Genomic DNA, 11,359 nt, shown 5'->3' with positions numbered 1-11,359 from the left:
TCCGGGACGCGGACGATCGCACAAAATTCCTACTCACTCACTCGCTGCCGCCCCCGTGCTCGCACGTGTGAATCGGAGAAGACTTGTTATGAACGCACTGATTCGATTTGCCCTTCACAATCGCCTGCTGATCATCTGCCTTTCGCTGGTCACGCTGGTGCTGGGGGCACTGACGATGGCCAATCTTCCGATCGATATTTTTCCGAGTCTGACCAGACCGAGAGTGGTCGTCATGACCGAGTGTCCCGGACTGGCTCCCGAAGAAGTTGAAACGCTGGTCACACTGCCGCTGGAGACCGCGTTGAACGGCTCTACGGGAGTTCAGACCGTCCGGAGCTCGTCCGGGATCGGGTTGTCGGTGATCTATGTCGAGTTCGGCTGGAACTCCGATGTCTATCTGGCGCGGCAGATCGTCAACGAACGCATCGCGACCGTACTGAATCGCATGCCCGCCGGTGTGAAACCGGAACTGGCCCCGATCAGTTCGATCATGGGTCAGATCGTGATGGTGGGACTGTACAGCCGGGATGGCACAACACCACCCATGCAGATCCGCACGTTCGCCGAGTGGGTGGTTCGGCCACGGTTACTGACCATTCCCGGAGTCTCGCAAGTCATTCCGATGGGGGGTGGGCGCAAGCAGTTTCAGGTGCTGGTCGATCCGGTTCGACTGGCGGCGAGGAACGTCACGCTGACAGAAGTCGAGCTGGCTCTGGGCGAGTCGAATCAGAATGCAACCGGGGGTTACCTGGAACGGGGTTCAATGGAGTACCTGGTACGGGGACTGGGCCGGGTCAAAACAAAAGACGATCTGGAACTGTCGGTGATTCGAAGTTCCAGCGAGCGGCCGATTCTGTTGCGGGATGTGGCCGATGTCGAAGAGCGGCCTCAACTGAAACGAGGCGATGCGTCGGTGAATGGACACCCTGCTGTGGTGCTCACGATTGGCAAACAGCCCACGGCAGATACGCGACAACTGACGGAAGAAATCACAAAAACCTTTGAGAGCCTGCGCGGATCGCTGCCCAAAGACGTGGAACTGGTCACCGAGCTCTATCAGCAGCGTGAGTTCATCGATCGGGGCATTCACAACGTGCTGGAAGCCCTGCGTGACGGTGCCATCCTGGTCCTGATCATTCTGTTTCTGTTCCTGATGAACTTTCGTACCACCTTTATCACCCTGACCGCGATTCCACTTTCGATTGTGATTACGGGACTTGTCTTCTACTGGTTTGGCGTCTCGATCAACGTGATGACGCTCGGGGGACTCGCCGTCGCAATGGGCGAACTGGTCGACGATGCGATCGTGGATATCGAGAATGTCTTTCGCCGGCTGAACGAGAACGCACGGCTTTCTCAGCCTAAGCCTGTGCTGGAGGTGGTGTATCACGCGAGTCTCGAGATCCGCAGTTCGATCGTTTTCGGCACGATGCTGGTGATCCTGGTCTTCATCCCGCTGTTTGCACTGTCAGGGATCGAAGGCCGGCTCTTCACGCCACTGGGTCTTGCTTACATTGTTTCCATTCTGGCGTCGCTGCTGGTGTCTCTGACGGTCACGCCCGTGCTGGGAAGTTTGCTGCTGGCGCCAAAGGCCAACGGGCACTCAGATCATGAGGTCGACAGCCCGCTGTTACGATTCCTGAAACGGATGGTCACACCCGTTATCAAGACAAGTCTGTCACGTTCCGGCTTGACGACGATTCTCGCCGTCGTAACCACCGCCATCGCGGCAAGTATCGTGCTGGTCTTCCGCCTTGGAACCGATTTTCTTCCCGCGTTTGACGAGGGGGCCGCCCAGATCAACTTCGTATTGCCACCTGGTTCATCGCTCGAAGCATCCAACCGGGCCAGCACGATGGTGGATGCGGCCCTGGCCCAGCATCTGCGATCGGAAGAGAAGAATCCGCGTGGCTTGGTAACGGGTTTCGTCCGTCGCAGCGGCCGTGCGGAAATGGATGAACATGCTGAAGGAGTGAACGTGACCGAGTACATCGTCTCGATGAATCCGGACAGTGGTCTCTCCCGTGCCCAGGCTCTCGACACGCTCCGCAAGGAACTCGACGAGATCCCCGGGATCGAGTACGAAGTCGAACAACCTCTGGCACACATGATCAGTCACATGCTGTCCGGGGTGACCGCACAGATCGCCATCAAGATCTTCGGCGACGATCTGGATGTGCTCAGGCAGAAGGCAGAACAGATTAAGGTGGCACTCGCCGATGTCCCGGGACTGTTGCCCCCTGTGGTGGAAGCGCAGCAGTTGATTCCTCAACTGCGGATTGAACTGAAGCGGGAGCAACTGGCGCTTTACGGTCTTTCCGTCGGACAGGTGAATGAGTTCATCGAAACGGCGATGAACGGCCGAGTGGTCTCGTCCATCCTGGATGGTCAGCGCACCTTCGATCTGCTCGTCCGGCTGAATGATGTTTCCCGAACGGACCTGGACGCGATTGAACGACTGACTCTGGTCCTGCCGACCGGCGGACGGATTCCTCTCTCGGCGGTGGCCAAAATCTACGAGGCAGGTGGTCCCAACACGATCAATCATGAACGGACGCGGCGTCGAATCGCCATTCGCGCGAACGCTGCGGGTCGAGATCTTGGCAGCGTGGTGGCCGACATTCGTCGAGTCATTTCCGGGATCGACATGCCGGAAGGTTATTTCGTCGAATACGGCGGCCAGTTCGAAGCGCAACAGGAAGCCACACAGCAGATCGCCATCATGAGTATCGTGTCGCTGGTGGGGGTGTTCCTTGTCCTCTACACCTTGTTCCCTTCGACCAAGATCGTCCTGCAGATCATGTTTGCGCTGCCCATCGCGTTTGTGGGGGGAGCATGGGGGTTGTGGATGACCGGTCAGACGTTGACGGTGGCGAGTCTGGTCGGCTTCATCTCGCTGGGGGGGATCGCGGCGCGTAACGGCATTCTGCTCGTTTCTCACTATGTGCATCTCATGCGGGAAGAAGGAGAAGGATTTACCGAAGCGATGATTGTGCGAGGAAGCCTCGAACGGCTGGCGCCGGTGCTGATGACGGCGCTCACGGCGGGGATCGGGCTGGTTCCGCTGGTCCTGGGTGGTCAGCAACCGGGCAAGGAAATTCTCTATCCGGTCGCCACCGTTATTCTCGGCGGGCTGATTACCTCCACCATCTGTGAATATGTTGTGCATCCCGGTCTATTCTGGCGGTTGAGCGGTTCGTCAGCGGAAAAGCTGGCTCATCGCCAGCCCTCAATTCGATCGGAAGAGCAATGACAACCTGAATTGGCAGGGACGGTTCGACGTACGAGACCGTCCCTGCCCGTGGTTTCCTGATCCATCTCAGGGTGTCAGCCCCGCATTCCTGCTCGTCCTGACTTGCCACGTCGCAACGGACGTCTTGCGTTCACCAGGCTCTTCATCCATCTCAAGTTATCACCGGACGAGTGGCCCACCGGCAGATTTGACCGCACATCAAACGCGCAGCCTGCAATTCGCGAGATAATCACCGGGAAACGGGAGTTCGGCAAAAGTTATCTTGTCGCACTTGAACATCTGAACTATGTTGCCCCCCTCCATTCCCCCTATTCAAATCTCGACGACAACGTCACTCCACTCCCTGAATAAACCTTCAGTGGGAGCCTGTGACGATTAATCTCCCGAATATCAGGAGCTGCGGAATCATGTCTAAGGACGGCTTTTTTTCGCCGACCGGCTTGTCTCGCTCTATCTTGCTCGGCCTGATTCTGGCTACGGCAGGTTGCCATGCCACTAGCGGTTACACCCAGAACCGTTCGGGGATGAAGCACTACAACCGTGGAAATTATGCCGAGGCACGGCAGCGGTTCGCACGAGCCGTCGCCGATGATCCGTACAATCCTGACTACAGATACAACCTTGCCATGGCGCTGCAGAAGCAGGGAGACATTGGCGGGGCTGAAAAGATCATGCGTCATAACCTGACAATTGATGCGATGCACCAGCCCACCTATCACTCGCTGGCTCAAGTTCTGAACAATCAGGGACGGGTTGACGAAGCTCAGGATCTGGTCGCCGGGTGGGCTGAAACCCAGCCGTATGTTGCTGAATCCAATCTTGAACTGGCCTTCCTGCAGCGGGAATCGGGTAACGTCACCGGTGCGGAACAGTCCCTCCGCAACGCTTTGCGTGCCCAGCCAACCCACCCCACGGCATTGGCCCATCTGGGACAGATTTACCAGGAATCCGGCCGACCGGATCTGGCTGCGGCTTATTATCAACGTTCTCTCGCTGCGAAGTGGGACCAGCCAGAAGTGAAGTCCCGTCTGGCGACTCTGACTGGATCGACGCCATCACAGCGTGGCAATCGCCGATCAGCCATGATGCAGAATTCACTGGAGTCAACCATGATGGCGGGTGGTCCAGTCATGACGTCGTCACCATCAATGGTGGTCAACGAACGGTTTACCAGTGATGTCCAGGCCCTCACCTATGAAGATGGCGATCAACCTCAACGGTCTCGATCGCGACGGCGCGGCCGGGGTCAGCAGGATGGCCAGGTCATTGCCGCTTATCCGCTTCCCAACTTTGACTCCCCCGAATTTCCGGGTGTCCCCGCGACGACCGTTGTCTCGGGCCAGTCGAATGAGGTCTTCCTGCCCCCGGTTGTCACAAGCGATCCGAACGCGATGCCTCAGATGCCGGTCCCCGACATGTCGACGACGCAGCTTCCGCTGCCAGGAAACGCTCCGCCGTTGATCCCGCAGGCCGATCCCGCGCACGCCATGGAACCAGTTCCAGAGATGACGGCTGCCATCCCGGTGGTGGATCCTCACTAAGGGGGATTGCTGGAGTCCTGCTTGCGTAGAGGTCATTCCGAACCGCGCGGCCGCTTTCTCCCGTCGGTGTGATGCGAGTACGACGTGACACGTTGCAGTCCGGATTGACGCTCCCAAGCTTGTGGTGGTGCGTCTCGCGCAACTAAGTTGAAGGGCCAGCCACAGCGCGCAAGGCCGTTGACGTGGCTGGTTCCTACTTCCTTGAGCTGTTTGGATCCAATGCCCGAATCTGTACCGTCCACTGCGGACATGCGTGAAATTCGCGAACTGCCTCCGGCGATCGTCAATCAACCCGAAGAGTTACCCCGCATTCCCGGAGGCTGGACAGAACGGGAATGGACCATCGAAGGTCAAGTCTTCCGACTGACCCAGCCCGCCGCCCCGGACCTCTTTCTCGAAGATCCCGATGTCCATGCGGCGTTTGATCGGGATGAGTACATGCCGTACTGGGCCTACCTGTGGCCTTCGGCATTGAAGATGGTCGCCACGATCCTGAAGTCGGACTGGCCAGAGAATGCCGAAGTCCTGGAGATCGGGGCCGGAATCGGCATCGTGGGTCTGGCGGGACTGGCTCGTGGCTTGCGCGTGACGATCAGCGACTATGAGCCCAAAGCGGTCGAACTGGCGATGTACAATGCTCGCAAAAGCGGCTACACGAAAGCGAGTGGTCTGGTACTGGATTGGAGAACGCCTCCCGCACGACAGTTCCCCATCCTTTGGGGCTGCGAACTGCTTTACGAGGACCGCCATCACGAACCGCTCCTCGAACTGACGCGCCGCATGCTGACGCAGGATGGTGTCGCCTGGTTCGTCGATGGAGGTCGGATGCGGGCCGAACGCTTCTGCAAAATGATTCCGGAGTACGGGCTAACCGGTCAGCTCTTCGATGAGAATCTGCAACGACTTTCCTCCCCCCGGGTCGGACAGTATCAGTTGATCGAGGTGCGGCACCAGAGTGTCCGGAATCCATCTTGACCCATTTTGCCAGTTCGCCCTACCATCCGCCCCCTAATCAGGTTTCCGGGGGGATTGACCGTCATGGCATGGGCGGCAGGGTGGCATCGCTGGTTGTTCTTGACGCTATTCGTGGCTTTCGGATTGCGTCTTGGATTGGCATTGGCCGTTCAATACGAAGTCTCAAAAACACCGGGACGATTGTGCCTGATCTCCGGGGATGCAGAAGGCTATTGGGAGCTTGCGGGTAAGGTGGCTGCGGGCGAAGCTTATTCCATCTACGACCCGCCACGACGCCTGCTTCGCATGCCCGGCTTCCCTGCGCTTCTGGCCCTTCCTCGTCTCGTGTTTGGAGACAATCCGTTCGCTGCACGACTGCTGCTCGTGGTGGTGGGAACTCTTGCTTGCGGTTTGACCTATTGGCTCGGTTATGAACTGTCTGGCCATGCCGTGGGGTTGCTGGCAGCAATCTACACAGCGGTCTCCCCCACCATGGCGCTGTTCAGTGTCCTGTTCCTGAGTGAAACGGCGTTCGCGGCCACCATGCTGGCCAGCCTGATCGCCGCGGCCAGGTTCTTGCGAAAGTACGAGCAGGCGGCTCCTTCTGATCCGCCGACTGTGGGACATGCCGTGGCTGTCGGGGGGCTCGCGGGACTGGCGACCTACATGAGGCCGACCTGGCTTCTGGTGGGACCGGGACTGGCGATGCTGACATTGATGACCGGCCGAAGTCCCCTCGGGCAACGGGCAATCCTTGCAGGAATCATCTGCCTGTCACTCGCAGTAGTACTGTTTCCGTGGACAGTTCGGAATGCCGCCCTGACGGGGCACTGGATTCCGACGACGCTTTGGGTCGGCCCCAGTCTGTATGACGGACTGAATCCCACCGCCACGGGGGACAGCGATATGGAGTTCTTCGAACAGGACCGGCTGCTTCAGTCGATGAGCGAATACGAGATGGATCGAGAATACCGGCGCCGAGCCTGGAAGTTCGCTGCCGAGAATCCCGCGCGCGTCATCTCACTGGCCCTGGTCAAGCAGAGTCGTTACTGGAGCCCCGCACCGAATACGCCTCAATTCCGTCATCCATTAATCCACCTGGTGGCGTGGCTGTCGTTCGCCCCGCTCATGATCTTCGCCTTGATCGGTGTCTGGCAGGCGCGGAATGATCCTTACCTGATCATTCTGACGGCGGGACCCGTGCTTTACTTTGCTGCTTTGCATTTGTTGTTTGTCGGCTCGCTCCGGTACCGGCTCCCCGCAGAGTTCCCGTTGTCCGTCCTTGCGGCGGTGGGAATGGTACGGCTTTTCGCGGGAAGTCGTGCAGCCCAGCATGCTTCGAGTCCTTCAAGTCAGGTCCTGCTTAACTAACGAGTTCCGCTGTCGTGTTTGCAATCCTCAGATGGATGTTCGTCCTGGTGCTGCTGATCGCAGTTGTGGGGGGCGGTGCGGCCTATTGCCTGTACATGCAGAGCGACGAAGGCTTGCGGCAGATGTCGTTGGCACAGCTCCAGTCTGTTTTTCCCAACGCGAAGCTGGATATCGCGAAGGCCCAGTGGGACCTGATCGGCCGAGTCCATATGCATGGAGTGACGATTCAGCTGCCGGAAGATGATGAAGAACGACCGAGTATCGAAATTCCCGAAGTCATCGCGACACTGGAATCCACCGCCCTCACGGATCTCAAGGATGTCGTGGTACAGAGTCTGCGAGTGATCAATCCCAAGGTGCGGGTCATCCGGCTACCAGCGGGTGAGTGGAATCTTCAGCAACTGAAGTATCAATCGACACCGGGAACCCCACTTCCCGATGTTGAGGTTGTCCACGGCACGATTCATGTCGAAATTCAGCTCACTGACCGACATCCACGGCGTCTGAAGCTGCAGAATTTTAACGTCACCGCGACTCCCCGGGATGCCCGTCGACTTTCCGTTCAGGTTGCGACGCTGCTTGAACCATCCGGCCCGCTGGCACTGGATGTGGAAGTCGATCTTGATGGGCCGAAATGGGAATGTGTCACGCGTGAAGCCTGGCAGGTCCCCGTCGACTCCGCGTTGCTGCACTTGCTGAGCGACATCTCGCCGGCGCTGGAAGGTCAGCTCGACAAGGCCAGCGACTGGATCGCGGGCGTGAAGGCAAAGCAGAAGACGGGGCAGCGAGCCGTTCCACCCGACGACGATCCTGAAGCGAACGATCCGGACTCGGATGACCGTCCGACTCCTCCCGAGTTCGGAGTGAACTTTGATTGTGATCTGACCTTCCGCATCGCGCAGGAAAGGCCCGGTGAAACACCTGTGTTCCGGGTGCTCGCGGCAATTCAGAACGGGCAGATCGAAAATGAACTGCTGCCTGTTCCGGTGCAGGATCTGCGTGGGAAAATTCTGGTCGATAACCGGCAGATTATTGTGAGTGACTTTCAGGGATCCAACGGCGGCATGCAGGTGTCGTTCGACGGCGACATCATTCCCAGCAAGCCGACACAGGGAAGTATCAAGCTGCGAGGGGTCGAACTGACCGAGACGATTAAACAGCGCCTTCCCGAGAATTTGCGTGAGATTATCCAGAAGCTGGGGGTCACCGGGTTTTGCGATATTGATGCGAATCTGTCATTTGAACGTGGTGTGTGGAAACACGATCTCGATCTACGGCTGTTCCGAGGCACCATCACGGACAAACGGTTTCCCGTGACTGTTCGCAATGTCGAAGGAGAGCTCCATTGCCAGAATCATCTGGTGACGTTCAACGGGATGGGGAAATACGCCGGTCAACCGGTCGTTGTAACCGGAACGATCAAAAACCCGGGGCCGGAACACCAGGCCGAGATTATTCTGAAGAGCAAGAATCTGCCCCTCGATGATGAATCGATTGCCGCCTGTCCCCCGGACGTCAAGCGGACGATTGAGGCCCTTAAACTCACCGGGCGTCACGACGTTACGTTGAAGCTGACGAAAGCAGCCGGGGTCGGGCAGAAATACAAACCAGAACTGATCGACCGGATTTACAACGGTAGTTTGAACTTTCGCGGATTCCCCGTCCTGGTGACACAGTTACAGGGAAATCTCAAATGGAATGGCGATGAAGTTGTCTTCACCCAGGTCACAGGTATGCACGAAGGTGCCTCCCTGGCCGCGGAAGGAACTTTCAACTGCCGGCCCGGGGCACGCAAGCTGGATCTCAGGATCGACGCCAAAGACGCCACCTTTTATCGATCTCTGAAGGCGGCCCTTCCCGTACAGCTTCGCAAGGTGTGGGATGACTTCCAGCCGCAGGGTTATTTCGACGCGACCACCAAGGTTTCGTGGGTACCGGGCGGCCAATGCGTCGTCATCCTTCCGACAGTGAAAGTCCGCAATGGCGAAGTCAACATCGCCAGTTTTCCGTGGGCGCTCAAAAATCTGAACGGAGAGTTCTCGTTCAACACCGAGCCCGGGAAGCTGGAGATCAAGAACTTCCAGACTGAACATGATGAAACCCGGATCGCGGGTCAGGGAATGGGCTGGTTCGCGAATCAGAAACCGTGGCAGCTCAAGTTCAATAATCTGACTGTAGATCATCTGATTCCCAACGCAACGTTCCGGAATGCGTTACCGGCAGGCGTTAAAAAGGTCTATGATGTCCTGCGTCCGACGGGTGATTTCTCGTTCTCCGGGCCGGTCGAGTTCTTCTCGCCCCCTCGTGGCGGGGAGGGAATTGGTGCCACGTGGGATCTGACCACGGAACTTTCGAGTTGTGCCATCAATACGGGAACGCGCGTCGATGACATTAGCGGGATCGTTTATCTGAAAGGTCGTTGGGACGGCGTTCAGGCCGATCTGGACGGCGAGCTGGATCTGAATTCAGTATCAGTCTTTCGCCAGGATGCCCGTCGGGCGTACAAAGTCCTGGACGTTCGCGGCCCCTTCGCCTACCACGGCAAAGAGTTCGTGGCAGGCTCAAAACTCGCACTGCCGCGAGGCAAAATTCCACCAGCACCTCAGGACCGCATCCGTGGAAAAGCGATCGGCGGAACCATCTTCGTCGACGCGGCAGTCGATCTCGAAGAGGAAGAGCCGGGATACAAGGTCTACATCGAACTCGACAAAGGTTTGCTCGAGCAGTACGCGAAGCAATACCTTACGGGGAATGCCAGCCTGGCCGGGATGATGAATGGCTGGATCTTCCTGTACGGTCGCGGCACTGATCCGCAGGAAACGATGAAGGGGGAAGGAAAGCTGCGAATCGCCCCGGCAGCTCTTTACGAACTGCCCCTGTTCGTGCAGATGTTCCAGATGCCTCAACTGCGGGTCCCCGACAGAACGGCATTTGCGCAGGCTGACCTGCGATACACCGTCAGTAACGGTCGTTTCGACTTTCAGTCGATCGATCTACTGGGGGATGCGATGAGCCTGCGAGGGCGAGGCTATGTTCGGTTTGATGGCGGACTGGCCCTCGACTTTGGATCTTTGCCGGGGCGTGGACCGCGCAGGATGCTGCAGAGTCTGTTCATGGGAGGAGACTGGGTTGCCATTCGCGTTTCAGGCAACGTAAGCAACCCCACCGTCAAATATGTCCCGTTCCCCGAAGTGGATGAGGCCTGGAGACAGTTTCTCGGCTCGTTCAATCCCCTCCAGGCGACGGGAGGGGGATCGCAACCGATTCCTCGAACGGGTAACAATCCGGGTGAGCCGGTTCGATAAGGTCATTTGAGTCAGACGTATCAGCCCCCGCAGCAGGCCAGTGGTCGATGCCCCGAGGCGGGAGTCGATTCGCAATTGGGCGTCTTGGCCAGCTGTAGTGAGTCCATTTCCCGGTCGAGGACTTCCTGGTAGTAGGCCAGTCGCTTCGCAGCGATGTCCAGAGAACCACCGAAGGATCGTTCTTCTTCCAGATAGACCAGCGGAACGGCGAATTCCACAATCTTCATCTTCTGTGCGGCTGCCTGCACCCACAGTTGCAGCGGCATCGCATAGCCCAGTTCTGTGATCCGGAATCGGGCAAGGCAATCGACTCGATACGCCTTGAACCCGCAGAAGGCGTCCGTCAGATTCAGGCCGAACTGATGATTCAGCCATTCCGTAATCTGAATGTTGATACGTCGGCGTTCAATCGGCGGCTGGCTGGCGCCCTCAAAAACCTTGAGGTATCGACTGCCGGAAACAATGTCTGCGGGGCAGTCCTGCTGATTAAATAACGCCGCCGCGAGTTCAGGGATCAGCACCGGTTGATGCTGGCCATCGCAATCGATTGTGACCAGCGCGTCATATTGACCGGCAAGGGCATAGGTGAATGCGGTTCGAAGTGCGGCGCCGTAGCCCTGATTCTGCTGATGCCGAATGACGTGCACGCCTTCGATCGTTTTCAGCAATTCAGGGGTGTTGTCAGAAGAACCGTCGTCGACGACCAGGATGTCATTGGAGTACTTTCGTACCTCAGCAAGGACTTCCACGACGTGGCGTTCTTCATTGAAAACAGGCAACGCCGTCAAAACACGCAGGGACATATGCGACTCCTCGACAGAACAATTGAGCCTCGGTCAGCTTCCCTGCGCCGGTTGCTGATTCTAGATCGCAGCAACCAAGAGTCAAACCGGAGATCGTCGCCAAACGCTGTCGCACCCCCCTGAGACGTGAGA

Annotated in this window: 6 protein-coding genes; 5 read left to right on the top strand and 1 reads right to left on the bottom strand. The window is 57.9% G+C overall.

Annotated features, from left to right (window positions below; all coding sequences use genetic code 11):
• The first annotated feature begins 88 nt into the window (after positions 1–88).
• From ACGY09_RS14195 to ACGY09_RS14175, 5 genes are all read left to right on the top strand, one after another.
• A complete protein-coding gene (locus tag ACGY09_RS14195) occupies positions 89–3,253 on the top strand; it encodes an efflux RND transporter permease subunit (RefSeq protein WP_397568242.1) in 3,165 nt (1,054 codons plus the stop codon).
• A 407-nt stretch (positions 3,254–3,660) separates the two neighbouring features.
• Positions 3,661–4,794 carry a tetratricopeptide repeat protein gene (locus tag ACGY09_RS14190; protein WP_397568241.1) on the top strand — a complete coding sequence of 378 codons (1,134 nt, stop codon included), beginning with the start codon at positions 3,661–3,663 and terminating at the stop codon, positions 4,792–4,794.
• Between the two features lie 219 nt (positions 4,795–5,013).
• Positions 5,014–5,769, top strand: coding sequence for a class I SAM-dependent methyltransferase (locus ACGY09_RS14185; RefSeq protein WP_397568240.1), 756 nt, complete (start codon positions 5,014–5,016; stop codon positions 5,767–5,769).
• A 63-nt stretch (positions 5,770–5,832) separates the two neighbouring features.
• Positions 5,833–7,119: an ArnT family glycosyltransferase gene (locus tag ACGY09_RS14180; RefSeq protein ID WP_397568239.1), complete on the top strand. Its 1,287-nt coding sequence runs from the start codon at positions 5,833–5,835 to the stop codon at positions 7,117–7,119.
• 14 nt (positions 7,120–7,133) lie between these two features.
• Complete coding sequence (locus ACGY09_RS14175; RefSeq protein ID WP_397568238.1) at positions 7,134–10,424, top strand: hypothetical protein; 3,291 nt, start codon at positions 7,134–7,136, stop codon at positions 10,422–10,424.
• 20 nt (positions 10,425–10,444) lie between these two features.
• Here ACGY09_RS14175 and ACGY09_RS14170 read toward each other — a convergent pair whose 3' ends face one another.
• Entirely contained in the window at positions 10,445–11,227 is a 783-nt protein-coding gene (locus ACGY09_RS14170; RefSeq protein WP_397568237.1) for a glycosyltransferase family 2 protein, read from the bottom strand.
• Positions 11,228–11,359: the final 132 nt, after the last annotated feature.

This window comes from Schlesneria sphaerica (assembly GCF_044336245.1).
GTDB classification, from domain to species: Bacteria; Planctomycetota; Planctomycetia; order Planctomycetales; family Planctomycetaceae; genus Schlesneria; species Schlesneria sphaerica.
Note: the sequence above shows the minus strand (reverse complement) of the source record. Positions and strands in the feature narration are given on the sequence as shown.

What these genes read in the sequence shown, in the direction of transcription:
- ACGY09_RS14195 (WP_397568242.1), top strand. Translation starts at nt 89, where the DNA reads ATGAACGCACTGATTCGATTTGCCCTTCACAATCGCCTGCTGATCATC.
- ACGY09_RS14190 (WP_397568241.1), top strand. Translation starts at nt 3,661, where the DNA reads ATGTCTAAGGACGGCTTTTTTTCGCCGACCGGCTTGTCTCGCTCTATC.
- ACGY09_RS14185 (WP_397568240.1), top strand. Translation starts at nt 5,014, where the DNA reads ATGCCCGAATCTGTACCGTCCACTGCGGACATGCGTGAAATTCGCGAA.
- ACGY09_RS14180 (WP_397568239.1), top strand. Translation starts at nt 5,833, where the DNA reads ATGGCATGGGCGGCAGGGTGGCATCGCTGGTTGTTCTTGACGCTATTC.
- ACGY09_RS14170 (WP_397568237.1), bottom strand. Translation starts at nt 11,227, where the DNA reads ATGTCCCTGCGTGTTTTGACGGCGTTGCCTGTTTTCAATGAAGAACGC.